This is a genomic window from Hymenobacter gummosus (assembly GCF_003970915.1).
GTDB lineage: Bacteria > Bacteroidota > Bacteroidia > Cytophagales > Hymenobacteraceae > Solirubrum > Solirubrum gummosum.
This window is the reverse complement of sequence record NZ_RXOF01000013.1, coordinates 120,496-147,373: the sequence shown is the minus strand read 5'-3', so window position 1 is coordinate 147,373 and position 26,878 is coordinate 120,496. Positions and strand designations below refer to the sequence as shown.

Annotated in this window: 22 protein-coding genes and 1 pseudogene; 6 read left to right on the top strand and 17 right to left on the bottom strand. The window is 63.3% G+C overall.

What is annotated here, in order from left to right; all coding sequences use genetic code 11:
* Window positions 1–7 precede the first annotated feature (7 nt).
* Window positions 8–1,183 (top strand): lycopene cyclase family protein, encoded by a 1,176-nt coding sequence (locus tag EJV47_RS20165; protein WP_165903845.1) that lies wholly within the window; start codon window positions 8–10, stop codon window positions 1,181–1,183.
* A gap of 82 nt (window positions 1,184–1,265) precedes the next feature.
* Here EJV47_RS20165 and EJV47_RS20160 read toward each other — a convergent pair whose 3' ends face one another.
* The 3 genes from EJV47_RS20160 to EJV47_RS20150 form a co-directional block, all read right to left on the bottom strand.
* The gene (locus tag EJV47_RS20160; RefSeq protein ID WP_126695007.1) at window positions 1,266–2,021 is read right to left on the bottom strand and encodes an ABC transporter ATP-binding protein; all 756 of its coding nucleotides are present in this window, start codon (window positions 2,019–2,021) and stop codon (window positions 1,266–1,268) included.
* A gap of 83 nt (window positions 2,022–2,104) precedes the next feature.
* Window positions 2,105–2,326 (bottom strand): DUF2795 domain-containing protein, encoded by a 222-nt coding sequence (locus tag EJV47_RS20155; protein WP_022821757.1) that lies wholly within the window; start codon window positions 2,324–2,326, stop codon window positions 2,105–2,107.
* Between the two features lie 144 nt (window positions 2,327–2,470).
* Complete coding sequence (locus tag EJV47_RS20150) at window positions 2,471–3,775, bottom strand: DUF349 domain-containing protein (RefSeq protein WP_126695006.1); 1,305 nt, start codon at window positions 3,773–3,775, stop codon at window positions 2,471–2,473.
* 546 nt (window positions 3,776–4,321) lie between these two features.
* On the opposite strand from EJV47_RS20150, the gene ettA reads away from it, so the two are divergent.
* From ettA to EJV47_RS20135, 3 genes and pseudogenes are all read left to right on the top strand, one after another.
* A complete protein-coding gene (gene ettA, locus EJV47_RS20145; protein ID WP_126695005.1) occupies window positions 4,322–5,989 on the top strand; it encodes an energy-dependent translational throttle protein EttA in 1,668 nt (555 codons plus the stop codon).
* A 203-nt stretch (window positions 5,990–6,192) separates the two neighbouring features.
* Window positions 6,193–7,260, top strand: coding sequence for a Fic family protein (locus EJV47_RS20140; RefSeq protein ID WP_126695004.1), 1,068 nt, complete (start codon window positions 6,193–6,195; stop codon window positions 7,258–7,260).
* A gap of 3 nt (window positions 7,261–7,263) precedes the next feature.
* Window positions 7,264–7,467 (top strand): annotated as a pseudogene (locus tag EJV47_RS20135) (energy-dependent translational throttle protein EttA); the annotation flags it as partial.
* A 66-nt stretch (window positions 7,468–7,533) separates the two neighbouring features.
* Here EJV47_RS20135 and EJV47_RS20130 read toward each other — a convergent pair.
* Window positions 7,534–10,617: a type I restriction endonuclease subunit R gene (locus EJV47_RS20130; RefSeq protein WP_126695003.1), complete on the bottom strand. Its 3,084-nt coding sequence runs from the start codon at window positions 10,615–10,617 to the stop codon at window positions 7,534–7,536.
* A gap of 191 nt (window positions 10,618–10,808) precedes the next feature.
* Here EJV47_RS20130 and EJV47_RS20125 point away from each other — a divergent pair, with 191 nt between their 5' ends.
* On the top strand, window positions 10,809–10,991 hold the full coding sequence (locus EJV47_RS20125; RefSeq protein ID WP_126695002.1) for a hypothetical protein: 183 nt from the start codon (window positions 10,809–10,811) through the stop codon (window positions 10,989–10,991).
* Here EJV47_RS20125 and EJV47_RS20120 read toward each other — a convergent pair.
* Genes EJV47_RS20120 through EJV47_RS20110 form a run of 3 tightly spaced genes read right to left on the bottom strand, consistent with a single transcriptional unit; the run spans window position 10,963 to window position 14,469 of the window.
* On the bottom strand, window positions 10,963–11,559 hold the full coding sequence (locus tag EJV47_RS20120) for a Fic/DOC family protein (RefSeq protein WP_126695001.1): 597 nt from the start codon (window positions 11,557–11,559) through the stop codon (window positions 10,963–10,965). The two genes, EJV47_RS20125 and EJV47_RS20120, sit on opposite strands and share 29 nt — an antisense overlap.
* Window positions 11,560–11,573: 14 nt before the next feature.
* A complete protein-coding gene (locus EJV47_RS20115) occupies window positions 11,574–12,881 on the bottom strand; it encodes a restriction endonuclease subunit S (RefSeq protein ID WP_126695000.1) in 1,308 nt (435 codons plus the stop codon).
* Window positions 12,882–12,891: 10 nt separating this feature from the next.
* Window positions 12,892–14,469 carry a class I SAM-dependent DNA methyltransferase gene (locus EJV47_RS20110; protein WP_126694999.1) on the bottom strand — a complete coding sequence of 526 codons (1,578 nt, stop codon included), beginning with the start codon at window positions 14,467–14,469 and terminating at the stop codon, window positions 12,892–12,894.
* 137 nt (window positions 14,470–14,606) lie between these two features.
* Between EJV47_RS20110 and EJV47_RS20105 the strand changes: the two genes are divergently transcribed.
* The gene (locus EJV47_RS20105) at window positions 14,607–15,560 is read left to right on the top strand and encodes an HNH endonuclease (protein ID WP_126694998.1); all 954 of its coding nucleotides are present in this window, start codon (window positions 14,607–14,609) and stop codon (window positions 15,558–15,560) included.
* Between the two features lie 266 nt (window positions 15,561–15,826).
* On the opposite strand, the gene EJV47_RS20100 is transcribed toward EJV47_RS20105, so the two are convergent.
* The 10 genes from EJV47_RS20100 to EJV47_RS20055 form a co-directional block, all read right to left on the bottom strand.
* A complete protein-coding gene (locus EJV47_RS20100; protein WP_126694997.1) occupies window positions 15,827–16,567 on the bottom strand; it encodes a hypothetical protein in 741 nt (246 codons plus the stop codon).
* Window positions 16,568–17,023: 456 nt separating this feature from the next.
* Complete coding sequence (locus tag EJV47_RS20095; protein WP_126694996.1) at window positions 17,024–18,646, bottom strand: Na+/H+ antiporter; 1,623 nt, start codon at window positions 18,644–18,646, stop codon at window positions 17,024–17,026.
* Between the two features lie 225 nt (window positions 18,647–18,871).
* Window positions 18,872–19,375 (bottom strand): carboxypeptidase-like regulatory domain-containing protein, encoded by a 504-nt coding sequence (locus EJV47_RS20090; RefSeq protein WP_126694995.1) that lies wholly within the window; start codon window positions 19,373–19,375, stop codon window positions 18,872–18,874.
* Between the two features lie 451 nt (window positions 19,376–19,826).
* Window positions 19,827–21,350: a hypothetical protein gene (locus tag EJV47_RS20085; RefSeq protein WP_126694994.1), complete on the bottom strand. Its 1,524-nt coding sequence runs from the start codon at window positions 21,348–21,350 to the stop codon at window positions 19,827–19,829.
* Entirely contained in the window at window positions 21,347–21,724 is a 378-nt protein-coding gene (locus EJV47_RS20080) for a hypothetical protein (protein ID WP_126694993.1), read from the bottom strand. Before EJV47_RS20080 ends, EJV47_RS20085 begins: the two co-directional genes overlap by 4 nt.
* Before the next feature lie 26 nt (window positions 21,725–21,750).
* Window positions 21,751–23,070, bottom strand: a complete 1,320-nt coding sequence (locus tag EJV47_RS20075; RefSeq protein WP_126694992.1) for an amidohydrolase family protein — start codon at window positions 23,068–23,070, stop codon at window positions 21,751–21,753.
* A 14-nt stretch (window positions 23,071–23,084) separates the two neighbouring features.
* On the bottom strand, window positions 23,085–24,590 hold the full coding sequence (locus tag EJV47_RS20070; protein ID WP_126694991.1) for a hypothetical protein: 1,506 nt from the start codon (window positions 24,588–24,590) through the stop codon (window positions 23,085–23,087).
* Window positions 24,591–24,664: 74 nt separating this feature from the next.
* Window positions 24,665–25,300 (bottom strand): helix-turn-helix transcriptional regulator, encoded by a 636-nt coding sequence (locus EJV47_RS20065; RefSeq protein ID WP_126694990.1) that lies wholly within the window; start codon window positions 25,298–25,300, stop codon window positions 24,665–24,667.
* A 294-nt stretch (window positions 25,301–25,594) separates the two neighbouring features.
* Window positions 25,595–26,011 (bottom strand): carboxypeptidase-like regulatory domain-containing protein, encoded by a 417-nt coding sequence (locus EJV47_RS20060; RefSeq protein WP_126694989.1) that lies wholly within the window; start codon window positions 26,009–26,011, stop codon window positions 25,595–25,597.
* 308 nt (window positions 26,012–26,319) lie between these two features.
* The gene (locus tag EJV47_RS20055) at window positions 26,320–26,778 is read right to left on the bottom strand and encodes a carboxypeptidase-like regulatory domain-containing protein (protein WP_126694988.1); all 459 of its coding nucleotides are present in this window, start codon (window positions 26,776–26,778) and stop codon (window positions 26,320–26,322) included.
* Between the last annotated feature and the right edge of the window lie 100 nt (window positions 26,779–26,878).

Genomic DNA, 26,878 nt, shown 5'->3' with positions numbered 1-26,878 from the left:
TGTGCCCGTGAACCCCGACTACGACTACCTGCTGGCCGGCGGCGGCGCGGCCGGCCTGAGCCTGGCCTACCACCTTAGTCAGGAGCCGCGCCTGCAAGGCAAGCGCGTGCTGCTGCTGGAACCCGAAACCAAGGACAAGAACGACCGAACCTGGTCGTTCTGGACCGACCAGCCCACGCCCTACGACGCGGTGCTGGCGGCCGAGTGGCGGCAGCTGGCGTTTCGCAGTCCGCGGTTTGAGGCCGTGCTGCCGCTGCGCCGGCACCGCTACTGCACCCTGCGCGGCCTGGATTTTTACCGCTTCGTGCAGCAGGCACTGGCCGCGCGGCCGGCGCAGTTTACGCGGGTTACGGCCCGGGTCGAGGCCCTCGAAAATACCCCGCAGGGCGTGGTAGCCCGCACCGACGCCGGCACGTTCTCGGCCCGCTACGCCTTCGACAGCCGCCCGCCACAGGTGGAGCGCCGGCCCGATAAGCGCTACCTCTGGCAGCACTTTGTGGGCTGGGAGGTGGAAACGGATTTCGACGCTTTCGATGCCCGGACGCCGGTGTTTATGGACTTCCGGGTGCCGCAGCAGCAGGAGTGCCGCTTTGTGTACGTGCTGCCGTTCGGGCCGCGCCGGGCGCTAGTGGAGTACACCTTGTTTTCGGGCACGCTGCTGGCACCGGAGCAATACGAAGTGGCCCTGCGCGAGTACCTGCACGAGCTGCTCAGCGGCCAGCCCTACCGCGTGGTGGAGACGGAAAGCGGCGCCATTCCCATGACCGACCACCCGTTTGCCGCGCACGACGGGGCCGGTATCGTGAATCTGGGCACCCGCGGCGGGCGCGTGAAGGCTAGCACCGGCTACGCTTTCCTGCGCATGCAGCAGCAGGCCGCCCGCCTCGCCGCCGCCCTGGCCACCACCGGCACCCTGCCCCCCGACCTCACCGGCGACCGGTGGCAGTTCCGCTTCTTCGACGCGCTGCTGCTCGATATCATGCAGCGCCAGGGCGAAATGACCCGCGACATTTTCGCCGACTTGTTTCGCCGCAACCCCACGGAGCGCATCCTGGATTTCCTGGACGAGAAAACCAGCTGGGTCGAGAATCTGCAGGTGATGAACTCGGTCACGCCCTGGCCCTTCCTGCGCTCCATCGGGCAGGTGCTGAGCGGCCGGCCGGGGAGGAGAAAAGCTGGATAGATGAGCGGATAACTAGCACGTCATCCTGAGCAGAGCGAACCGCAGGAAGGCGTGCTAGTTATCTGCTCATCCCGCTCACCTGTTAGTTATGCAAGCTCGCCTCGTCCTCCAGCCAGGCGCGGGCCGCGTCCACGGTTTCGCGGCTGAGCGGCTGCAGCGCCGGCTCCGGCGCCGAGAGGTTCAGGAGGTAGCCGGGTAGCTCGGGCAGCTGCTCCAGGTCGTGGGTGATGCAGAGGATGGTGCGGTGTAGCTCCTGGCCCCAGCGGCGCAGCAGGCCGAACACGCGGCGGCGGTAATAGATGTCGAGCTGCTGGGTGGGCTCGTCGAGCAGCCAGAGGGCAGCGTCCTGCAGGCGCAGCTGGGCCAGCCACACCAGCTGCTGCTCGCCGCCCGAGAGCTGGGTGAAGTCGCGCCGGGCCAGGTGGGCGGCGCCGACTTCGTGCAGGGCCTGGTCGGCCAGCTGGTAGTCGGCGGCGGTGTAGCCGGCCAGCAGGCTGCGGTGCTGGCGGAAGCGGCCCATTACCACCAGCTCGCGCACCTCGATGGGAAAGGCCACCACGTTGCGCTGGGGCAGGTGGGCCAGCAGGCCTTCCACGGCCGGGCGGCGCACCGTGCGCAGCTCCCGGCCCGCCACTACCACCGTGCCCTGGTAGGGCAGCTGGCCCGTCAGCACCCGAAACAGGGTGGTTTTGCCCGCCCCGTTGTGCCCCACGATGGCCACGAAAGCGCCATGGGGTACGGACAAAAAAAGGTTGCGGAGCAGAACGCGTCGTTCGTACCCCGCAACCAGATTATTGGTGCTTAGTGCTTGGTGCTTGGTGCTTGGTATTTGAGTCATGGCGTGGGCCAGTTGGCGCGGCTAACGGAGGCCCGCTGCCCGCCAGAGCCTAAGCACCAAGCACTACCAACTAAGCACTAATCCTAATACTCGTCCTCGTTGAACATGAAGTCCTCCTTGGTCGGGTAGTCCGGCCATACTTCCTCGATGCTCTCGTAGGGTTGCCCGTCGTCTTCGAGGGCCTGCAGGTTCTCTACTACCTCCATCGGGGCGCCCGAGCGGATCGAGTAGTCGATGAGCTCGTCTTTGGTGGCGGGCCAGGGAGCATCTTCCAGGTACGAGGCAAGTTCCAGAGTCCAGTACATAGTCAGGGGGTGTGTAAAAGGGGGGAAGTTGAGTAAGAAGAAGCGGATTGCGCCGCCATCAAAAACCCGGCCGGGGACACGACGTGCGACAATGCGTCAGGCCGGGATTTTCGGGGACAACGCAAACGCGGCCGAAATGTTGGCTTATTGCTGGTAGCGTTGGCGCAGGAATTCGATCAGGTCGTTTTTCGTGCGGATTTTCCGCTCAAACGCCCGGATTTTGCTTTGCAGCATGCTGCGGAAAGCTTCGTTGCCGGGCGTGTCGGTGAGCTTGCCCAGGTTCTCCTCCAGCACGGCCTGCTCCTGCCGGTCGTACTTGATGAAGTCCTTGAGCGCGGCCACGCGCTGGCTGTACTGCTCGGCCGCCGGCGGCTTGGGGCCTTCCTGGGGCTGCCGCTTCCGAATATAGTGTTCCAGCGAGCTAAGTTCAAACACCCGGTCGCAGGCGGAGAGGAAGGCTTCCCACACGCGGTCCGACTCGGGGCCGCGCACGGGGCCCACTTTCTTCCAGGCGGCCTGTAGCTCTTTGGCGCGCGTGACGGCCTCGTGCATGGGCTTTTCCACCAGGGCTTCGGCCTCCGCCACCAAGTCGCGCTTGCGGGTGAGGTTGTCGTCCATGTAGTGGTCCTTGGCCTCCACGCGCTTGCTGCTGATGTGCTCCTTGAGGCGGTCGAAGAAGCGGTTGTGGGCGGCGCGGAAGCGCGTCCACAGGTCGTTGGCGGTTTTGCGCGGCAAGGAGCCACCTACTTCCTTCCACTGCTGCTGCAGGTCCTTGAGCTGGGCCGTGACGCCTTCCCAGTCGTCGGAGTTCTGCAGGGCTTCGGATTTGTGGATGAGCGACTTGTACTTCTCGAACGCCCGGTTGGTCATGGCCTTTTTATCGGCCTGGAACGCTTTCTTGCGGGTGTAGAAGTCTTCGACGGCGGCCTGGAAGCGGGTTTCCATCTCGTCGGTCAACTCCTTGGCGACGGGGCCGGTCTTGATCCAGGCCTGGCGCAGGTCCTTGAGGGTTTCGGCGCCGGCCTGCCAGTCCATGCTGGTGCGCAGGGCCTCGGCCTCCTCGATGATTTTGGCCTTGGTGGCGAGGTTTTTCTCGCGGTTGCGCGAAACCAGGGTGCGAATCTGCTCCTCGGCCTCGGTGAGGCGCTCGTGCAGGGCGGTGAAGTCGCCCAGGCCGTCGTAGGCCCCGATTTGCTCCTTCAGGTGCAGGGCTTTCATCAGGAAGGAGCCCTTGTTTTCGGATTCGGTGATGCGCGTGAGCAGGTCTTCCACTTTGGTGCGGAAGCTCTCGAAGCGCTGAGCGAAGTAGATGAGGGCGGCGTCCTCGGTGTCTTTTACCTGGCCGACCTGGCGGGCCGGAAACGTCATGAAGGGCCGGAGCCAGACCTGGCCGCCTTCGATATAGCCGAACTGGCGGGCCTGCGTGAGCAGCTGGGTTTGCTGTTCCATACGGATACTAACCTCCTGAATAGGTGCGGGGTGGTGGGTGGCGGAAAACGAAAAACGTACAAGTTTACGGGTTTCGTAATGACTTGACGGTACGCAAGGACCTGCGGTTGGTTTGAGCGAAAGATGAGAACGGGCCGCGTCCAGCTTAGCCGAGACGACATACGTAGCCGGAAGTTGCATCATATATTAGATATGATGCAAGTAAACTTTGCGGCTGGGTGGTGTGGCGCGGCGAATGTAGCTTTGTAAGAACGGGCGGGGAGGAAGTAGAACCAAGCCGCCCGGTTCGCCAGAACGTCATGCCGAGCGCAGCGCAGCATCTCGCGTGCTTCGTTGAATCAAGCGCCGACGAACACCATGCTGGGCCTGCGAAGCACTTTTACGGCTTCGTTGGACAAATCCGCAGAAGCGGTGGAGCTGCTTGGCTTCGCCTGTGGTTCGCGGAGTTTAGCATGACGATACCATCGGCCATCAGCAGGCGAGATGCTGCGCTGCGCTCGGCATGACGTTCTGGATGCCTTCGACTTCATTCACCAGCTTCTCTGCATGAGCGACCAGCCCACCATTATTTTCTCCATGGCGGGGGTAAGCAAGGTTTACCCGCCCCAGAAACAGGTTCTCAAAAACATCTACCTCTCCTTCTTCTACGGCGCCAAAATCGGCGTGCTCGGCCTCAACGGCTCGGGTAAGTCGTCGCTGCTGAAGATTATTGCTGGCCAGGACAAGCAGTTCCAGGGCGAGGTCGTCTGGTCGCCGGGCTACTCGGTGGGCTACCTGGAGCAGGAGCCCCAGCTCGACCCGACCAAGACGGTGCGCGAGGTCATTGAAGAAGGCGTGGCCGAGACGGTGGCCCTGCTCAAGGAGTTCGAGGAAATCAACGAGGCCTTCGGGGCCGAGGACGCCGACTTCGACAAGCTGCTGGAGCGCCAGGGCACCGTGCAGGAGCGCCTCGACCAGCTCGACGCCTGGAACCTCGACAACAAGCTCGAACGCGCCATGGACGCGCTGCGCACCCCGCCCGAAGACGCCATCATCGGCAACCTCTCGGGTGGGGAGAAGCGCCGGGTGGCCCTGTGCCGCCTGCTGCTGCAGGAACCCGACGTGCTGCTGCTCGACGAACCAACCAACCACCTCGACGCCGAATCGGTGCTGTGGCTGGAGCAGCACCTGCAGCAGTACAAGGGCACCGTCATTGCCGTAACCCACGACCGGTACTTCCTCGACAACGTGGCCGGCTGGATTTTGGAGCTGGACCGCGGCGAGGGCATTCCGTGGAAGGGCAACTACTCCTCGTGGCTGGAGCAGAAGTCGACCCGCCTGGCCCAGGAGGAGAAAACCGAGAGCAAGCGCCAGAAAACCCTGCAGCGCGAGCTGGAATGGGTACGCATGGCCCCCAAAGCCCGGCAGGCCAAGAGCAAGGCCCGTCTCGCCAGCTACGACAAGATGGCCTCGGAGGACGCCCGCGAGAAGGAGCAGAAGCTGGAGCTGTTTATCCCCGACGGCCCGCGCTTGGGCGCCCAGGTTATCGAGGCCCACAACATCAGCAAGGCCTTCGGCGACAAGCTGCTGTTCGAGAACCTCTCGTTTGCCCTGCCCCAGGGCGGCATCGTGGGCATCATCGGCCCGAACGGCGCCGGCAAAACCACCCTGTTCCGCCTCATCACCGAGCAGCTGCAGCCCGACGCGGGTACCTTCGAGGTAGGCCCCACGGTGAAGACAGCCTACGTGGACCAGCAGCACGACACGCTGGAGCCCAACAAGTCGGTGTTCGAGACGATTTCGGGCGGCACCGAAACTATGCTGCTGGCCGGCCGGCAGGTGAACTCGCGCGCCTACGTGAGCAACTTCAACTTCCGCGGCGGCGACCAGGAAAAGAAAGTCGGCTCGCTCTCGGGCGGGGAGCGGAACCGGGTGCACCTGGCTACCACCCTCAAGCAGGGCGCCAACCTGCTGCTGCTCGACGAACCGACCAACGACCTCGACGTTAACGCCATCCGCGCCCTGGAAGACGCGCTGGAAAACTTCGCCGGCTGCGCCGTCATCATCAGCCATGACCGGTGGTTCCTCGACCGCCTGGCCACCCACATCCTGGCCTTCGAGGGCAACTCGGAAGTGGTCTGGTTCGAGGGCAACTTCTCGGATTATGAGGAGGCCAAGAAGAAGCGCCTCGGCGACGTGGAGCCCAAGCGGGTGCGCTACCGGAGCTTGAATTAAGGTTGCTCCACGCCTAACTGAAACGCACCGCCGGAAGCAGTTCCGGCGGCGTGTTTGTATAGCAAATGGACATTGTCTATGCATACCTTCGAGCTTATGTAAAGCAAACGGCTGTTTTCTTTACATATCTTGCGGCATCTGATAAGCAAAGCGTGTTTTGCTTATCAGATGCCGCATTCCTTTTCCGACCATACCATAGTCCAATGCCTGCTGCCTTGTGGCAACCGACCGATTTGCCGCCCACTGCTGAAATAGAAACGAAGGCCGTTTTGAAGAAGCTACCCGAAGCTCGTGCGGCTTTAGCTGAACTGAAAGGCGTGTCCAAGACCATTCCGAACGAGGGTATTTTGCTCAATACGCTGCCCTTGCAGGAGGCCAAAGACAGTTCTGCCGTCGAGAACATCATTACTACCCACGACGAACTATTCAAGGCCGCGTTGCAGACGGAAGGGATAAAGTCGCAGGCGGCTAAAGAAGTGGGTAACTACGCGGCGGCGTTACGGCTGGGCTTTAGCTTGGTACGGCAGTATGGGTTTCTGAGCGTAAACCATCTGGCGCTGATTCAACGGGAATTGGAGCAGAACAATGCGGGGTACCGGCGTTTGCCGGGAACAACCCTCAAGAATCAGTTGGGCGATGTGGTTTACATGCCCCCGCAGGATTCAGCTGAGATTATGCGCCTGATGGGCAATCTAGAAGTCTACCTGAATGATGACACGCTCAGCGACGCGGATCCATTGGTGAAGATGGCGGTGCTACACTTTCAGTTTGAAAGTATCCACCCGTTTTATGACGGGAACGGTCGTACGGGCCGTATTCTGAACATTTTGTACTTGGTACTAAAAGAGCTGCTGGATATTCCGGTGCTGTATCTGAGCCGGTACCTCATCCGCTACAAAGCCGATTATTACCGGCATCTGCAACAAGTACGCGACACGGGTAACTGGGAGCCGTGGTTACTATATATGCTTGACGGCGTAGCGCAAACGGCCCGCGAAACCATCACGCTGATCGGCGAAATGCGGGAGTTAATGCAGCGCACTAAGCAACAGCTGCGCAATTACCGTTTTTACAGTCAGGACCTGCTCAATAATCTCTTTCGCCATCCCTATACCCGCATTGAGTTTGTGCAGCAGGAACTAGGCGTAAGCCGCATCACGGCCGCGGGTTATCTAAACCAGCTGGCTGCCGACGGCTTGCTGCAAAAGCAAAAGCTGGGGGTGTCGAACTACTACATCAACCAGCCCCTATTCGATTTGCTGGCCCGCTAAGTCGCGCTGGAAAACTTTGCCGGGTGCGCCGTCATCATCAGCCATGACCGGTGGTTCCTCGACCGCCTGGCCACCCACATCCTGGCCTTCGAGGCCAACTCGGAGGTGGTCTGGTTCGAGGGCAACTTCTCGGAGTACGAGGAGGCCGAAAAGAAGCGCCTCGGCGACGTGGAGCCCAAGCGGGGGCGCTACCGGAGCTTGGGGTAAGAGTGTCCCACGCCTAAATAAAATGCGCCGTCGGAAGCAGTTCCAGCGGCGTGTTTTCGTTGGTGTTTACGCGCTAGCCGCAGCCAGCCGCTTAGCCTGCTCTAATACCGTTTCTACGGCCCGAGCCTGCAAATCGGGCGGGTAGCCGTACTTGTTGAGGATGCGCTTCACCAGGCGGCGCAGGTTGGCTTGCACACTCTCTTTTAGCGTCCAGTCGATGCTGGTATTCTTCCGCACGATGTCGACCAGTTCACGGGCAATGATACGGAGCTTTTCGTCGCCCATCACTTCCACGGCGCTTTCACTGGCGCCCAGGGCGTCATAGAAGGCCAGTTCGTCCTTGTTGAGCCCGAACCGGCCGCCGCGGGCGTCTTGGTCCTTCAGTTCTTTAGCCATCTGAATCAGCTCGTCGATGATTTGGGCGGCGGTGATGACGTTGTTCTGGTACTTCTTCACGGCCGCGTCGAGCATCTCCGAGAACTTGCGGCTTTGCACCACGTTCGAGCGGCTGCGGCTTTTGATGTCTTCCCCCAGCAGCTTCTTCAGCAGTTCCAGGGCCACGTTCTTCTGCTTCAGGCCACGCACTTCGGCCAGGAACTCATCTGATAAAATAGAAATATCCGGCTTGCGCAGACCGGCTTCGGCGAAGATGTCCACCACGTCGCCGGCCACTACGGCGTCGGACACGATTTGGCGGATGGCGGTTTCCACTTCCTCGTCAGACTTACCGGCCGGTTTGCCGCTGTCGGCCAGCTTGAGCAAGCGGGCCTTCAGCGCCTGGAACAACCCCACGTCGTCGCGGATGGCTAGGACGTCGGGGTGGGGGACGGCAATGGCAAAGGCTTTGACGAGCGACGTGGTGAGGTCAAGAAAGCGTTGGCGGCCGTTGTCGGGCAGGCCCAGGATGCAGTCGGCCAAGTCCATCAGGTGGGCCAGCTTGGCCTTGATGGTGGGCAGCTCGAAGTAGAGCGGGTAGTTGCAGCCGTGCAGCAGCGACACGATGGCCTCATGGAAATTCAGCGTGGTGGCTACGGCTTCGGCCTGGTCCACGGTGGGGCGACCCTTGCCGCCGCTTTCGGTGTAGGTGGCCAGGGCGCGCTTCAGGTCGGTGGCAATACCGAGGTAGTCCACGACCAAGCCGCCGTCTTTGCCGGGGAACACGCGGTTGACGCGGGCAATGGCCTGCATCAGATTGTGGCCCTTCATAGGCTTGTCCACATAGAGCGTGTGCAGGCTGGGCGCGTCGAAGCCAGTGAGCCACATGTCGCGCACGATGACAAGCTGCAACGCATCCTGTGGGTCTTTCATCCGGTCGGCTAGGGCGGTGCGGGCGGCTTTGTTGCGGATGTGGGGCTGCAAGTCGGCCGCGTCGGCGCTGGAGCCGGTTATTACCACTTTCAGCTTGCCCTGCGCGTCGTCGTCCGAATGCCAGTCGGGGCGCAGCTGGACGATTTCGGCGTAGAGGGCGGCGCAGATGCGGCGGCTCATGCACACAATCATGGCTTTGCCGGCCAGCACGGCGGTGCGGGCTTCGTAGTGCTGCACGATGTCGTGGGCCACGCGGCGCAGACGGTCCTGGCTGCCTACCAGCGCCTCTACCCGCGCCCAGCGGGCTTTCAGCTGCTGCTGGGCCGTCAGCTCCTCGCCTTCGGTCAGGTCCTCGAAAGCTTCGTCAATCAGGTCTTCCTCGCCGGGCTTGAGGTTGATTTTGGCCAGGCGGCTTTCGTAGTAGATGCGCACGGTGGCGCCGTCTTCCACGGCCTGCTGAATGTCGTACACGTCGATGTAGTCACCGAACACGGCCTGGGTGTTGCGGTCGGTACTTGCGACGGGCGTGCCGGTGAAGCCGATGTAGGTGGCATGGGGCAGGGCGTCGCGCAGGTGGCGGGCAAAGCCGTCGATAAAGTCGTACTGGCTGCGGTGGGCCTCGTCGGCAATAACCACGATGTTGCGCCGGGCGCTCAGCTCGGGGTAGCGGGTGCCCTTTTCGTCGGGCAGAAACTTCTGGATGGTGGTAAACACCACACCCCCAGCGGCCACGCTCAGGCGGCGGCGCAGGTCTTCGCGGTCCTCGGCCTGCTCGGGCACCTGGCGCAGCAGCTCGCGGCAGTCGGTGAAGGTCTGGAACAGCTGCTGGTCCAGGTCGTTGCGGTCGGTGAGCACGACGAGGGTAGGGTTGCCCAGGGCCTCGCTCACCACCAGCTTGCCGGCGTAGAACACCATGCTCAGGCTTTTGCCCGAGCCCTGGGTGTGCCACACCACGCCGGCGCGCTTGTCGCCGCGCACGTCGGCGGCGCGCTGGGTGGCGGCCACGGCCTTGCGCACGGCGAAGAACTGGTGGTAGGCTGCCAGCTTCTTCACGGTGCCGTTGCGGGCGTGCTCGAACACCAGGAAGTGGCGCAGCACGTCGAGCAGATGGGCGGGGGCCAGCAAGCCGGCGCACAGGGTTTCCAATGGTTCGTTTGTCGGAGCTAGGCCGTGCTCGTCCTTGGCCCGCCACGCCGCGAAGCGCGACCAGTCCGCCGACACGGTGCCGGCCTTGGCCTCGAAGCCATCCGACACCACCAGCAGGGCATTGTACACGAACAGGCGCGGAATAGCCTTCTGGTAAGTCTGGAGCTGCTGAAACGCCTGCTTGCAGGTAGCCTTGGCGCTGGTGGCGTTTTTCAGCTCCAGCACCACCAGCGGCAGCCCGTTCACATACAGCACCACGTCAGGGCGCTTGTGCTGGCCGTTTTCGATGACGGTGAGCTGGTTGACGGCCAGAAACTGGTTTTGCTCGGGCTGCTGCCAGTCGATAAGCCAGGCCCGGTCGCCGCGCAGCTCGCCGGTAGCGGGGTGGCGGTACTCCACGGGCACGCCCTCGGTGAGCAGGCGGTGAAAGGCTTCGTTGGCGGCCAGCGGGGCCAGGCCCTCGCCCACGCGCAGCACCTGGCGCAGGGCGTCGTAGCGGGCGTCGGGGGGCAGGTGGCGGTTGTGCCGGTCGAGGAAGTCGCGCAGGCGGCCGGCCAGCACCACGTCGTCGTAATGCTGGCGCTCCTGGCCGCCGTGCGGGCTATCGGGCGGGCCCAGGGAGGGGCCGTATTCGCGCTGGTAAGAGTGGGCCTGGAGGCATTCCAGGGCAAATTGTTCGATATCGTCTTCGGTCATAAAATGCGGATAGAGACTTATTGGTCGTCATGCTGAGCCCCGTCGAAGCATCTCTACCGCTTCGTTGGAGTGCATCATACGAAGCAGTAGAGATGCTTCGACGGGGCTCAGCATGACGTTCTACCGGTACCGGATTAGCTGGAATGTTTATTCTGGTTACTTTGTCGTAGAAAGGTAAAACGCCTCTTGCCATGAAAACAACCGTCAAGCGAATCACCGACCGGTTTCCGCACCTGCGCGACAGTGCCGCGCGGCAGCAGATGCTGGTGCGCAATGCCGTGGGCTCGGCGCAGGTAGAAGGCATCCGGCCCGACGAAGCCCGCCTGCGCGAAGCCGTAGTAAAGACTACGGACCGGCCGGCGCCACACTCATAAGCACTGCCTGCATCGGGGCGTAGTCGAGGCGGGCGGCGGCTTGCACGGCACGCACGTAGGCCGCAAAGGCTTCTGGCTCGGCCAGCTTCTCCCATTGGAAGCTGGTCGAGCCGTTTTTGTAGGCCATCAGGTTGGCCAGCACCCGCGCCGTGCGCCCGTTACCCTCCCGGAATGGATGAATAAACAGCAGCTCGGCATGCACGCGGGCCACGTCGGGCACCAGCGCCGCCGTGTCGGGCCAGGCGTGGGGCAGAGATAGTAGCAACTCCTGCTCTAGCTGGGCCATGCTTTGGGGTAGGTAGTGCGCGGCCGGAAACACAAAGCCGCCTTTGGAAAGGTTGACGGTGCGGTAGCGACCCGCGAAGTCGTAGATGTGGCCCAGAGCCCGGCGGTGAATACCGAGGATGTAGGCCACATCGAACAGGTGGTCTTCGCGCAGCTCATCGAGCAGGTGTTGCTCGGCCAGCAAGAAGCCTTCGGTTTCGGCCTGCTGCACGGCGGCCAGCGACGACAACCCCAATCGGTTGGGTAGGGCTTCGGCTTCGTCGTCGGGCGCGGCGTATTTCATCGGGCAGGTAGGTATTATTCCTGGGCTACCAGCTCCTCCGCCTGCCGCACCGTGAGGCGGCCACTGAGCAGCTGCGGCAGCAGCGTGTCGCGCAGGGTGGCTAGGGTGCGTGATTGAACAGCATTATTGAGCAGCTTCTGAAAAATGGGTGCAGCTATACGCTGAAACGATTGAAGCGCATTCGTAGGGGGAACGATGAGTTTGAAAGTGTCAATGTCAGATTTGCCTAAATGAATTACAGTTGTGCCAACCTTAGCCCGCTCGAAAAATTCTAGCAGGGGTTTGATAGAGTGCAAAATAAATAACTCGTGAACTTCTGAAGATGCGGGTCTGAACATGCAAACGCGTTGATTCATTAATCCATCGTCGCCCATCCACACCGTAGGGGTAAATTCTGCGTCCATACCAACGAGCAGGTTGCCTGCTGTTATCAATGTGCTTTTAGAATGCGTTTCGGTTGTGTAGAAGCTAGGAGAAAATGTTTTTAAGTCGCGGATGCGAATCAGCGGTAAGCCCTCAGCTTTTTCATTAAATAATTTTGAAGCAAATGATGCTCCGTAAATGACTTTTGCCACGGAATATATTGACCCTACCCGCCACCCCTTCGGAATCAATCCTAACTCCGATTCCACCATCTCCCCGCCGCTGCTGCGGTAGCCTGCTGAACTTGTGAAAGTTACATTTTTAACGGGGGGGGGGGGTAAACGCAATGTGGGGTTATTATCCAATTTCGGGCTGGTCGCATCCGCCGCTTCCACCGGGAAGTCAAACGCCACAAACCACTGCCGAAACAGGGTTTGCGCCAGCTGCTCCAGCGTCTGGTTCTGCTTGTGATTCAACTCGACCTTGGCGTCCAAATTAGCAATGGCATTTGCAATTGTCAGCTGCTCATGGGCCGGTGGCATTGCTACTTCTAAGTCAAGAAGCTGCTGCCGTGAGACGTTAGGAAAAGTAGAGCCGGTAGCTTGAGCTAAAATGGTTTTAAGATTATTCTCAATGATTTTGCGGAGCAAAGGTTGATATACTAATCCCCCTTTATGTCTTATTGCTGCTAATCCTCGCCCAATAGCATATTCACGGTCAGCCCAATTCATCTTCCCGGTTGTTGAGCCCCGGACGCAGAATAACAAGTCACCCGGTTGAGCGAATTTGCTAGGCGAGGTAGTGTATTGTGTGGGCGTCGGAGAATATGAGCCAAATTCAGTCGGCCCATTCAGCAATGGATAGCCAACGCCGACGGTATTACATGTTTCGCCAGTGGGTGACTGACCCATAACTAGCGTTGCTATATCAGATAGCTTCTGCACTGTCCACTTTCCCATCGGTGCAAAATCAGATTTGAATACCTAATGAAAATAGGCTTTGGCGAATCTCCTGCTCCAAACGAGAGGACTCCTCAAATTGCCCCGCTAGCGTCGTTGCCAACTCTTGCAGCTTTTCGTTCAAATCCTCGCCTTCCTCCACCTCTTCCGTCCCCACGTACCGGCCCGGCGTGAGCACGCAACCGTGGGCTTGCACTTCGGCCACGGGGGCGGCGCGGCAGAAGCCGGGCTGGTCGTGGTAGAGCACGGGCGTTTCGCCGGGGGCCACGGTGGCGCTCTGGCAGCGCCAGTTGTGGTAGGCGTCGGCCACGCGGCGCAGGTCGGCCTCGGTTAGCTCGCGGTTGCGACGGCTAATCATGGTGCCGAGCTGGCGGGCGTCGATGAACAGGATTTCCTGGCTCCGGTCGCGGTGGGGGTTGCTGGCCCGGTCGCGGGCCAGCAGCCAGATGCAGGCCGGAATCTGGGTGTTGAAAAACAGCTGGGTGGGCAGGGCCACCATGCAGTCCACCAGGTTGGCTTCCACCAGCTGGCGGCGGATGGCGTCTTCGCCGCCCGAGGCGCTGGTCATGGAGCCGTTGGCCAGCACGATGCCGGCCCGGCCCCGCGCCGAGAGCTTGTGCACGAAGTGCTGGAGCCAGGCAAAGTTGGCGTTGCCGGTGGGCGGCACGCCGTAGCGCCAGCGCCGGTCGTCGCGCAGCAGCTCCCCGTTCCAGTCGGAGATATTGAAGGGCGGGTTGGCCAGCACGAAATCGGCCTTGAGGTCGGGAAACTTGTCGTCCAGCAGGGTGTCGCCCAGCTCAATGGTGGCCTCGATGCCCCGGATGGCCAGGTTCATGCGGGCCAGGCGGTGGGTGGTGGGGTTGCTTTCCTGCCCATACACCGACACGTCGCCCTTGCGGCCCCGGTGCTCCTCAATAAACTTGTCGCTCTGCACGAACATGCCCCCGCTGCCGCAGGCCCCGTCGTAAATGCGGCCCTGGTAGGGCTCCAGCAGTTCCACCAGCAGCCGCACGATGCTGGCCGGGGTGTAGAACTGCCCGCCCTTCTTGCCCTCGGCGTCGGCAAACTGACCCAGGAAGTATTCGTACACGCGGCCCAGCAGGTCGCGGCTCATGTGCCCGCTGCCGCCCATGCCAATGGTGCCTATCAGGTCGATGAGCTGGCCCAGGCGCATCTTATCCAGCGTGGGCCGGCCGTAGATTTTGGGCAGCACGCCCTTCAGGCGCGGGTTGTCGCGCTCAATGGCCTCCATGGCCTCGTCCAGCTCCTGCCCGATGGTGGGCAGCTTGGCGTGGCTTTGCAGGTATTTCCAGCGGGCGGCGGGCGGCACGTAGTACACGTTTTCGGCGGTGTACTCGTCGCGGTCTTCCAGGGTGTGGTAGCGGGCCTCGGGCTCGGCTACGTAGAAGGGGTTGTGCGGGTCGCTCAGCTCCTGATCGAGCTGTTGGTGCCGGGCCTCGAAGGCGTCGGAAATGTATTTGAGGAAAATCAGGCCGAGCACCACATGCTTGTATTCGGCCGCATCCATGTTGGCGCGCAGCTTGTCGGCGGCGGTCCACAGGGTTTTTTCAAGCTGGGAATCAGTCATAAAACAAGCATAAACGCGAAGCCGGGCACTACGGGGGTAGCGTCCGGCCGTGCAAGCTACGCCGAAAGCGGGAGGGTGTCAACGTAGTATCTCGACGATATTCGCGCATCCTCGCTGCCTCCACAAGCCAACACGTAGTGCCCACCGCCCCCAAACCCTACCTCCACCGCTTCACCCACCTCCGGGTAGCCCGCAGCCGCCAGCACGGCGAGGCTCCGTACAAGCCCGCCCTGCTGCTGGCCGTGCTCGACGGCATCGAGGATGGCAGCATTCAGGACAACCGCATCTACATCACCCCGGAGCTGCTGGCCGCTTTCCGTAGCCTCTGCCGCGACCTGAGCACCTCGGCGCTGTTTCGGGCCAACGACTTTTCCCTGCCGTTCTACCACCTCACGGGGGATGGGTTCTGGCACCTGCGCACCTTGCCAGGGCTGGAAGTGCTGCTGACGGCCTCGCGCTCGGTCAAGAGCCTGGGCAGCCTGCGCGATACGGTCGACTATGCCTACCTGGATACCGAGCTGTGGATGCTGCTGCAGGCGCCGGCGGCCCGGGAGCAGCTGCGGCAGGCGCTGCTGCAGCGCTACTTCCCGCAGACGCGCTTCCGCTACCAGGCCCGCGCCGGGGTGGCCGAGGTGCTGGATTTGCGCCGGCAGATGCTGCAGGAGCCCGCCGCGGCCTACGCGCCCGTGGCCGCGGCCGATGAGCTGGCCGGGGCCGTGCGCAGCGGCTTGTTCAAGCGGGTGGTGCTGGAAGCCTACGATTTCACCTGCGCCGTGTCGGGGCTGAAGCTGCTGAGCACCCAGGGGCCGCCGGCGCCGCTGCTGGATGCCTGCCACATCGTGCCCTGGGCGCTGACGCAGAACGACCACATCAGCAACGGCGTGGCCCTGTGCCCGAACCTGCACCGGGCCTTCGACCGGAAGCTGTTCTGGGTGGACGACGACTACCGGGTGCGGGTGGCGGCGGGCTTCGGCGAGCTGGCGGGGCAGGACTACGGCATAGGCCGCTTCGAGGGCAAGCCGCTGCGGCTGCCGGCCGAGCGGCGCTACTGGCCGGAGCGGGCCAACTTCCGGGCGCAGCGCGGCGGCTAAGCGCAAAAGCGAAACCACCCCGGCCGCATAACGCGGCCGGGGTGGTTTCGCACGAGCTAACATACATGGCGGAACTAAGGCTAGTTCCCCTCCTCAGTTGAGGAGGGGCTAGGGGTGGTTGAAAGGCTAGAAATAGCAAATCTAGAGTTAGACGACGTTCAGGCGTCAAGGCCAACCACCCCTAGCCCCTCCTCAGCTGAGGAGGGGAACTAGCTCTAGCTTTTACACTCAAGCTCCTCCGTGACTTGGGTTAGTTACACGCTGCATTACCCGGCTGGCGGCGTCGCTGCTCCATCGGGCGTGTCCCCCTTCCGCTGCTGCTTCGCCGCTTTCCGGGCCTGCGCTTTGGCGCTGCGGCCGTAGCCGGGCGCATCGACGCGGCGGGCTTCCTGGAGGCGGGCGGCGAGTTGGGGGTGGTCCTGGGCGAGCAGCTCCATGGCGGCTTTGAGGTCTTCTTTGAGGAAGTCGTCGAGTGCTTTGAGGGCCTGGCGGAAAGTGGCGCCGCCCACTTTGCGCTGCTCGATGGCGACTTTGGGGGCGGGAGCGGCGGCGGTGAAATCGGCGACGGACTGAGCCAGGTCCTTCACGTCGGCGGGCCTGATGCCGTAGCCGGCCAGGTCGGCCTGGCGGAGCTTGGCCGCCTGGGCTACCTCGTCGGCTTCGGTGGCCAGCTCGGGGGCGTTGAGGCGGGTGTAGTCGGAGCGGTGGACGTGCAGGTTGCGGGCCGCTTCGAGGTTGCCCTCCTTTTTGTAGAGCAGCAGCAGGGCGTTGGCGTGGCGCACCACCCGGCCGATGAGGGTGGTGGTGTGGTCGGTTTTGGCTTCGGTAGCGCCTTCGGAGCGCAGGCCTTTTTGGGCCAGGGCCGGGCTGAGCAGCTCGAAGCGGCGCAGGTACTCGGCCGCGAGGTCCTGCACCGCGGGCAGGGTAGCCAGCTCGGTGGGGTGCTCCTGCAAGACGCTGGCAACTTTCTGGTGGCGTTTAAGGCGGGCGGACTGGTCACGGTCCATAGGGGTAAGGTGTTTGGTTGGGAATGGTTGAGTTTACGGGTAAGATGCAGGGATACCGGCATATTTACAAGGCGGGGCAAGTAGTTAGGAGCTAGGACGGTAGAGCCGCTGGCCGCCAGGATTGCGCCGTGGGCCGGACCGGATTACCCGGAAGCGGTTGCGACGGACCCGGATTAGATAAAATCGGCTCGGAGTAGGATTTGCACCGGTCAGAAAGTGGTTCCGGCGGACCCGGGACGGGTTCCGGCCACCCCGAAAGCGGTTCCGATAACTCTGGAACTGGTTCCAACGAACCCGGCAGCGGTTCCGGCGACTCTGAAACCGGTTCCGGCGTCCCCGAAAGCGGATGCGGCAACTCGGAAACCGATAGCGCCGAACCCGAAAACGGTGGCGGCGAAGCGGGGGCCGGCCGCGGCGGGGCGACGGGGCGTAAACGGGTAGCGCCTCCGGCGGCTTTTAGTGCGGCATGTGGCTGATTTTGGCCTCGTCCAGGTCCAGCTGGGCTTCCTGGTGGCGCAGCATTTCTTCCTCAAACACGTCCTCGTGGCGGAGCACAAACAGCTCCTCGCGCTGCACCCGCAGCACGTCGAGCAGCACCTGGTGGTAGCGCTGCAGGGCCAGGCGCTTGGTTTCGTCGTAGTCGAGGGCTTCGAGCAGGTTGCCGGTGCGCTGGGCCTCGGCCTGCATGCGCTGCTGCAGGGCCCGGATCATCTCGTTCTGCTCCATATCGGCCACGTAGTGCTGGGCCATGTGGGCCAGGGCCACCCGGCGCAGGCGCAGCCGAATGCCGGCTTCCTGCTCGTCGGTGGGCATGCGCTCCTCGATGTGGGCCACGCCGGTGAAGCGGATGAGCAGCGGCAGCGTGAGGCCCTGAAACACCAAGGTGACCAGGATAACCACGAAGGTGATGAACAGAATCAGGTTGCGCTGCGGAAACTCCTGCCCGCCCGCCGCCAGCAGCGGCACCGACAAGGCCGAGGCCAGCGACACTACCCCGCGCATACCCGCCCAGCCCAGGATCAGCGGACCCTGCCAGCCGGGGCTGGTTTCGCGGTGGCGGATGCCGGCGCTCAGCCAGCGCGGCACGAAGGCGGCCGGAAACATCCACACCAGCCGAATCAGGATGACGATGCCGCTGACGATAAGGCCGTAGCGAATGGCCTGGGGCAGGGAGTAGCCATCCAGCCCCTGCACCGCCACCGGCAGCTCCAGCCCGATGAGGATAAACACCAGCCCGTTCAGCGCGAAGCCCACGCTTTCCCACACGCTGTTGGCCTGCAGGCGGGTGTCGGCGTCGAACACGCGGTGGGAGTGGTAGGAGAGCAGCAGCCCGCCGCTGACCACCGCCAGCACCCCCGACACGCCCAGCTCCTCGGCCAGCAGGTACATCACGTAGGGCGCAATGAAGGTGAGCACCGTGTTGATGCTGGGCGTGGTGGGCAGGTAGCGGTGCAGCAAATAGAACCCGTAGGCCAGGGCCAGCCCCAGCAGGATGCCCCCGCTGCTGACCACCACGAAGCTCGACACCGCCTTTTGCCACACGAAGGTGCCCGACAGCACCGCCGCCAGCGCGAAGCGGAACACGATGAGGCTGCTCGCGTCGTTGATAAGGCTTTCCCCCTCCAGAATGCTGGTGATGCGCCGCGGCACCCGGATGCCCTTCAGCACGGAGGTGGCGGCCACCGCATCGGGCGGGGAGATGATGCCGCCCAGCAGGAAGCCCAGGGCCAGGGTGAAGCCCGGAATCATGGCCTGGGCCACGTAGGCCACGATGGTGGAAGTGAAAAACACCAGCCCGAAGGCCAGCAGCCCGATGGGGCGTTTCCAGCGCCAGAAGTCCTTCCAGGAGGTGTCCCAGGCGGCCTGGTAGAGCAGCGGGGGCAGGAAAATCAGAAAGATGAGGTTGGGGTCGATGACGACCGGGGGCAGGCCGGGAATGAAGCTCAGGCCCAGGCCGGCCAGCACCAGAAAGATGGGGTAGGAAATGCGCAGCTTCTGGCCCAGCATGACGAGCAGCAGCATGGCAAACAGTAGCCCCAGGACCAGAAGAATGTTTTCGTGCAGGGTAGTGTGGTGCATCGGCGGCAAAGCGGGGAAGACGCCGGCCGCACGGCCGGCCCCCGGAAGGTAGCCGCCCGCCGCCAAAAAGCCAGCAATCCGGCGCCGGGGAGGGGCTTACCCGCCGGAAACGCCGACGCCCGGCCGTACAGCGGGGTACGGCCGGGCGCAATGCCGCGGGCGGCCTAAAGCCAGTCGACCTGCTAGCGAGGCAGCCGCGAAACGGATTTTCGCGCTCCGCTCTGCTTAGCGGATTTTGCCCGTGGCGGCGGTTTTCTTGATGCGGCCGTCGCCCTTAAACTTGGTGCCCGGTAGCGGCTCCAGCGTCACGTCGAGGGGCCGGCAATTGGCCAGCGGCAGGGTGAAGCTGCTGTAGCCCGCCGCCGTTACTTCCAGCACTGCGTCGCGCGGAATGGGCTTTTTCGAGGTTATCAGGTAGCGGCCGTCGGCGTTGGTGCTGAAGGCATCGAGGCTGAAGCTCTGGCCCTGGCTGCGCAGCATCACCGTGGCCCCCGTGAGCGGGTAGTCGAAGGCATCGGTGACGCGGCCGGCCAGGGTGTTGCACTCCAGGGTGGCGGGTGCCGCCGGGGCCGTGGGCAGTTCCGGGTCGACGGCGGCGGCGGGGGCGGCCGCGGGTTCGGCCACCGGGGCGGCGGCCAGCTGCGTCGTGTCGGATTGGGCGGCTAGCTGCTGGGCCTGGGCCGCAGCAGTCAGGAGCAGCCCGCAGGCGAGTACAGAAAGTGCTTTCATAGCTAGGTGAAGAGTAGGTAAAACGCGCGGAAACCGCCGGAGCTAATTGCGCCTGTCCTGCCGTTGTAACTGTATGAAAGCGGGAGCGGGCCTGGCTTCGGGGTAATGCTAATATAGAATTGTTTGTGATAGGGTGCTATGGGTATATGGTCGTTTTGATGTTATTTATCTGATAATCATGTTTTGTTGGGTGTAGATGCAATAATATTATTTGTACTTTTTGGCGGACAAGGTAATTGAGGCTTTTTGGTGTTATTGGACTGTGTGTACTAGCTGATGAGGAAGGCAAACAGACTTGGAACAGCGTAGTGCCCATGTAGAAACGCCTGGCTGCGTCTGCTCCTGGAACGAGTAATGGCCCAGGCGGCGCGGACGAGGAAACGCCGCCTGGGCATCTCTACATCGGGCATAAACCCGCTATAGTCGTTCTGGCTGAGCTGCGAGAAGCTGGTTAGAGCGCGAAGCGGCGGCGGTTGCGGAAGCCGTACTTGAGGCCACCCAGCGTCACGATGCTGGCCTTGCTGGCCGCCACTGCCCCGGTAGCGGCCGGGGGCCAGCCCTTGCCGAATGCGGCCTCAAACCAGAGGTTATCCACCACGCGCACCTCCGCCCCGATGGTCCAGCGGGTAAGCGTCTGCGGCGACTGGGTGGCGCCCTCGAAGGCGCGGTAGAGCTGGCGCTGCCACAGGTAATCGGCCGACAGCCGCGCCTGGGCGTTGCCGAGCAGCAGGCGCAGCCCCCCGGCCAGTTTGTGCTTGATGGAGTCCATATCCCGGGCCTGGTAGCTGTACTGGGCGTTCAGGATCAGCTGGGCGTGCTGGCTGATACTGCCCCAGGTGCGCGGCGGCCGCAGGGAGCCGCGCAGAAAGCCGTGCACCGACTGGCGGGTGAGGCTGTTCCAGGCGTGGTCGGGCGAAATCCACACCTGCCCGGCCCCGACTTGCAGCAGCGGCGCGTTCCAGTTATTGCGCTCAAAGGCCTCGGTAGCCGTTTTCACCAGCGTCTTGACGTCGGCAAACGCGGGCTGCAGCAGCCGGGCCACGGTGCCGCGCAAGGTATGGTAGGCCGGAATGACGCGCACGGAAAGGCTGTCGAGCAGCAGCTGACTTTGGGTGTTCGTCAGGTTTTTGCGGGTGAAATACGCCTTCAGCGCAGCCCGCACGCTATCCGCGTCGATGACCGGGGGCTTGCTCGTGGCATTTTGCTGCGGCACCCGGAGCGGGCTGCCCTGGGGCAAATCGGCCACGCGCCCCGAGGTGCTCAGCTCGTCGCGCATCACGGTCAGCGTCGGCTCGCTGAGGCCGGCCAGGGGCCCGAGGCGCACCAGCTCGGCATCCAGCAGCGTGGCGTACGTCTGCAGCTCGCGCCCGACGCTCTGCGCGGTCGGGTTCAGGCGCTGGGTGATGCTGGCCGTGATATTCTCCATGAAGTCCCGGGCCTGGTACGGGTCGAGCTGGCCCGCGCCGAAGGTGTAGCTGATACCGGCCGCCAGGCGGCTGCTGACGGAGTCGCCCGCGCTGGCGCCGGACAGGGTGAGGCCCCGCAGCGCAAACGTGCGCCGGTAGTCCTCCAGCGCCCGGTACTGGGGCACGAAGGTTTTGAGCAGCGCCGACCCCTGCTTGGGCAGGCCCTTGAGGGAGTCGACCTTGGTCTGGGCCAGCAGCTGGTAGGGGCTGAACTCGATGCCGACGCCGTTGCCGCCGGTGGGCAGCGTCACGAACGAGCGAATCAGCGAAAGGGAAATATCCTGGATGCCGCCGGGGCGGCTGACGCTGTTGGCGTTCAGGCCCAGCAGGCTGGGGCCAATCAGCTCGGCTGGCTCCAGGTTGGCGTACATCTGGTTGAGGGCCGTGGTATCGGGGGCGGGCAGCAGGCCGGCCAGCGTGGCCGGCACCTGCTGGGCGCGCAGCGGGGAGGCCAGCGGCAGCAGGGCCCCGAGCACCAGCAGACGGCGCAGGCGTAGACGTGGGCTCATACGCTCTGGATGACCTGGTAGGTAATCAGCTCCGACACCATGCAGGGACTGCCGCCGCCGGGCACGGTACTGGCGCCCGGGTCGGTGTCGGCCAGCGTCACGGTCTTCACGTGCTTACCGTTCTGCTGCCACTCCATCGTGATGGTGTAAGGCTCCGCGTCGGCCTTCACGTTGGTAAGGTAAAACGTGGCCGCGTTGGAGCCGCGGTTGGTGGCCGGGGCGCCCAGGGGCATGGAGAATTTCTTCTTGCCCCCGTTGCCCTTCAAATCAATGAAGAGGTGGTCGTTGTAGTAGAACTGCCAGGCGCACTTGGTGTCCATGGTAACGACTAAGGTGGCCGGGCCGGCGTTGGCCTGCAGCGTAATAAGAGCCATAGCGGTAAGGTTGAGAAGATGGTGAATCAGGGCAAGGCAGGAGCGGCCGGCGCCGTCCACTGCGGGTTCAGGCCGGGCTCATCAGAGGGCTCGAAAGGGGCTATGCACTCCTCGTATTTCTGGCCCAGCCGCTCCACGGGCGTGTAGTGGGCCGAGTGCAGGTAGCAAACCGGGTTGTGGTTGGCCAGCCGCGGCCAGGCCTCTGCGTCGTGCTGCTGCAGGTACTCGTGCAGCTGCACGGCCAGCTGGGCCTCCGTCGATTCCAGCTCGGTCATGAAGAAGTCGGTGCCGAACAGGATGCGGTGCTGGTAGCGCTTATCCTGCAAATCCTGCCGCAGGGCATCAAAATGCGCGGTTTCCGACAGCGTGTACGACACGTCGGTGTACACATTCGGGTACTTGCGGATCAGCCAGCGGATGCCGTGGTACCAGTTGGTCAGGTTCGCCGGGTTGGCGCCGGCCGCCCGGCCCGCCACGATTTCCGGCCCGCCGGCGTAGTGCGCCAGGCATATTTTCAGCTTGGGCCACTGGGCCAGCACCAGATCATAGGCCCGCGGGTCGAGGAAAAAGTCGCAGAAGTCGTCGGCCGCTTCCACCTCGCCCAGGCCACTCTGGCCCAGGCGCGGCCGGCGGGCGTGCAATGGGAACGGCTGGTCGTAAAGCTGCCTCTGCTGACTCAGCGCCTGCAACTGCTGCTGCACCACGGGCGCCTGCGGCAGCTCCGGGGTGCGCAGCAGCGGCGTGATGGCGCCCTTGTAGTAGATGCCCCCGCGCGAGCAGTGAATCATAATCGGCAGGCCCTGCGCCTCGGCGTAGGCGTACACGCGGCTCAGTCGCTCGTCGAAGGGGTAGAAGCCCAGCGCGGGGTACAGCTTCAGCCCCACGAAGCCGCGGGCCAGCCATTTTTGCACGAACTCCAGGTTCCACTGAGCCGAGCCCATGCGCGGGTCGATGCACAGGAAAGGCAGGCAGGTATCGGGGTTGCGGCGGCGGATGTCGAGCACCTGCCACAGCTGCGTTTCGTAGTTGTGCAGCGCGTTGCCGGCTCCCATCAGATCCAGGTTCAGCGTCAGCACCACGAAGCGCGTCCCGACGGGGTAGTTCGGCACCAGCCGCTCCTCGAAGATGCCGCGTTGCGAGAGTTCGGTGCCGATGTGCAGGAAGGCCGCCTGCTTCTTGGCAAAAGGCGTGCGGCGGGCGGCCCAGCGGGCCGCCCGCTTGAGCAAGGGGATGCGCAGGGTTTGCCGGAGCAGCCAGGCGCCGGTTTTGCCGGCGTAGCCGTCCAGAAAACGGTCGGGCGCACAGTCCATGTTGAACACGTGCGTGTGGCAGTTATACACGTTCATAGCTGCGCGGTGGGCTAAGCCCGGTTGTTGAGGGGAACGGGAGGGGTGTTGTTCTGAGCGGGCCGGGGGCCGTTGTTGCGCACGTTGATGAAGCGCTGCAACACCTGGAACCAGAACGGCCCGCCCAGGCACAGGGCAAAGGCCGTCAGCAGCCAACCCGGCAGGTGCTGCCACAAGGCTTGCCATACGGCCCGCAACGAGGTCGGCAGCGGCTCGACCGGCGGGGCCGGGGGCGGCGGCGCCACGGTCTGCCCACCGAGGGCGCGGTAGAGCAAGGTGTCTTGCCCCTGCAGCGCCAGCCACTGCAGGTAGCGCCGCTGCTCGGCGTCGAGGGCCAGCGCCGCGGGCTTGGGTGGCTGCTCAAACAACACCGCATTCTGCCAGCGGCTCAGCATGGGTTTCAGGCCCGCCGCCGGCCGGGGGCGGGTGTAGCGTACCCAGCTGGCCGGGCGCTGCCAGAACTCCGTTTTCTGGCCATTCTTCGAGGTGCGCAGCTCCGCCTGGGCCGGCAGGGCCACCACGAAGGTATCGGGCAGGGCGGCGCTGGGGCTGACTTGTAGCGGCGGCACTTCAGGCCCGCGCGTAGCCCAACCGATGGGGAAGCCCCAGTCCTGCAGCTCCCGCGTGAGCGAATCCACCTGGCGCTGGTAGCGCCGCAGCTTGGGCAGCAGATTGATGCTGGCCAAGGAGTCGGCGGTTTGTTTTTCCTTGGTACTGGGTACGGGCGCCAGCGCAGAGGCAAATTCCTTGGCGTCGCGGGCGGCTACTTTCTCGGCGTAGGCCACGGCTTGCTGCCGGGCGGCGGCGTGCGTCCAGAAATAATGCGCTACGTGCAGCGAGTCGATGTTGGCCAGCACCGCCAGCCCCAGGCCCAGCCAGAACAGGTTTTTGCGTGTCCGCTGCTTGTACCAGCCGGTCATGCGGTCCATGTAATCGTTGTACCACCCCACCAGGTTCTGGTGCAGCTTGTCGAAGGTGTTGACCCCGCTCGCGTCGGCATCCTGCAGCAGGGCCCGCATCAGCGCCTTGAAGTTGCCTTCTTCCAGCCGCGCCAGTCCCGCCTTGAAATAGGCCAGCGGCTCGGGGTTGGCCGGAGCGGCCGCGCCGGCCGGCGCGGGGGCGTTTGCGGCCGGAGCAGCTGGTACAGCTGCGGCTGCTGCGGGCGGCCCCACCTGGTAGCGCACGTCGCCCGAGGCCAGGTCGGTGACGAACTCGTGCGTCCGGGCTTCGTCGATAACCAAATCAATCAGCCCCTTGGCAAACAGCTCGGGCGGGATGTACGCCGGCGGGTGCCCGGCCCGCCGGGCCAGCGTATCGACGGTGGGGTGCAGGTACAGCAGCTCCACCCAGTTCTTGTTTTTGGGGTCGTACAGGGCCAGGTTCAGCCAGCGGCGCAGAAATTTGCCGCGGTAGCCCAGGAAGCTGACCAGCAGCTCGTGCACCGACGATACAATCTGGCTGAACAACAGGTACAGCAAAGCCAGGGCTATTGCCACCTCCACAATGGGGGTCAAGGGCATAAACGGGCAGGAAAGGCCAGCCGCCGCGTAGCGGCCGGGCAGTGAGGGATGGAGTTCCGATAGACGTGGGCGAATCAGGCCGGTACCCAGCCAGCGCGTACGGCCTGCACCGCCAGGCCCACCAGCGTGCGGGCGCCGGCTTTTTGCAGCAGCGCGCGGCGGTGGCTTTCCACGGTTCGAATGCTCAGGCTGAGCTGCTGGGCAATTTCCCGGTTGCAGCGGTCGGCTACCACCAGGCGCAGCACGTCCAGCTCGCGGGGGCTAAAGGGGGTAGGGGGAGAGACGGGCCGCGCCGGGGCCGCGGGCGGGCCCGACCGGGCACCGCCGGTTTCACCCGTCAGCCAGGGCCGGATGGTGGCCACCACCTCCAGCGGGGAGGTGTGGTGGGGCAGCAGCAGGGCCACGCCTTGGCGCAGCAGGCTCTGCCGACTGCCGGGGGAGAGGCGCGGCGGCGTCAGCACCAGCACGGGCTGCTGGGTATGCGGCAGCTGCAGCTGCCCGAGCAGCCGCGGCAGCGACGGCCCCGCCAGCGCGCTGTCGAGCACGGCGAGGGCGAAGCGCTGCCGCCGGAGCAGGGGCACCAAGGCTTGCGCGTCGGTGGTAAGAGTAATGGCTAGGCCAGGCCAGTGGTCGAGCAGGGTGGTGAGCAGACCCTGTCGATAGAGAGTAGGGGGCGCCGCCACCAAGACGGCGCAGTCGAGCGGGAGCATAGGTGCTGGGGTAGGGGTAGAATCATGCAGGGAAGTGACGGAAATGGAACAATAGGTGTGCAGGAAGGTAGAGCCGACGCAGTACGGCCGGCGGAGCGTAGTAGCAGCAATATGGGTTTTATATAGCTATTATCCAATGCTTCTGCCTAATAAGTCATAGGCCCGACAAGCGAGGAGCCTGCTTATTGCCAAACCCAAAAAAAGCCCTGCCCGCCAAGAGCTTATTCTCTTGGCCGGCAGGCCTTTGTAAAAATGACCAGTTGGGTAGGAAATGACTGCCCAACGGCCGTTCCGCTATTCCTCTTTACCGACGGCGAGCAGCTTGCCGTTGTTTCGGCCACCGTGCTTGATGCGGGTGCCCGGCAGCAGCTGCAGGGTCACGGCATTGGCGGAGCCCACGCGCACCGACATTTCCGCTTCCGTATAGCCCAGCAGGCTGATTTGCACGCGTTGCGCGGGCAGCGTCGAAGGAAACGAGTAAGCTCCTTCGGCGTTGGTGCTGAACACGTTTTTGGTGCCTTTGATAAGGATGGTGGCCCCGGGCAGCGGCTGCCCGTCCTCGTTAAGCACCTGCCCCTTGATGAGGCCAACGATTTCCGGATTTGGGGAAACAGGCTGGTTGCCCGCATTGGTGGTAGCAAGCGTTTGGGCGCCGGCGGTGCCAGCTAGCAAAAGCGAGCAGGCAACAAGGGTGGAGAAAAGAGTACGCATGGCGGCTTTGTTTGTATTTAAGTAGGTTTAAATATTGCTTTAATAATTTATTTGTTCAAATAATTATTGATAAAAGTATATAAAGTAGATTCATTCAAATGGCAAGGCGCTGGGGCAGAGTATATTAACCGAAGCCTGAGGATGGTAGTGCTTCTAGCGGGCCTTACGGGCTAGGTGTTTGCGGCCGTTGCTGGTTGTTGGAAGCCTCAGCGCAAACTGGTAGTCAAGCAAAAACCCCGGTCCCGGGTGCAGCCTTGGCTGCACCCGGGACCGGGGCCTGAACGCTCCGGCCGGTGGCTCGGGCAAGCTTAGTCCTTGACCTGCTGCCCTACGGTCTTGATCTGGCCGGCGTGGCGGCCGCTGCGCTTGATGCGGGTGCCGGGTAGCAGTTGCAGGGTCACGGCGTCGGCGTTGCCGCGGCGCAGCTGCAGCTCGGCCTCGGAGTAGCCGGCCATGGTCACGGAAACCGTTTCGTTAGGCCGGGGCGAGTTGAACACGAAGTAACCCTCGGCGTTGGTGATGTAGACCTGTTTGTTGCTTTTCACAAACACCGTCGCGCCTGGCAGCGGCTGACCTTCCTCGTTCAGCACCTGCCCCTGCAGGGCGTAGGTAACGTTGGCTGCCGGTGCCGGGGCCGCCGCGGGCTCCGACAAGGCCAGCCGCTCGGCAGGCTTGCGGGCTGGGGTGGCGGGGCGTTGCTGGGCCTGGGCGCCGCTGGCCCAGACAAGCAGGGCCAGCAGAAGGGTGGAAAAAACAGGTTGCTGCATGGCTTGGGTGGAGCGGGTGGTATTTAACTAGGGTCAAATATAACAGCTTTAGGCGAAGTTTAGTATTATATGATATTGATATAACACCAAAAAGCGCCAA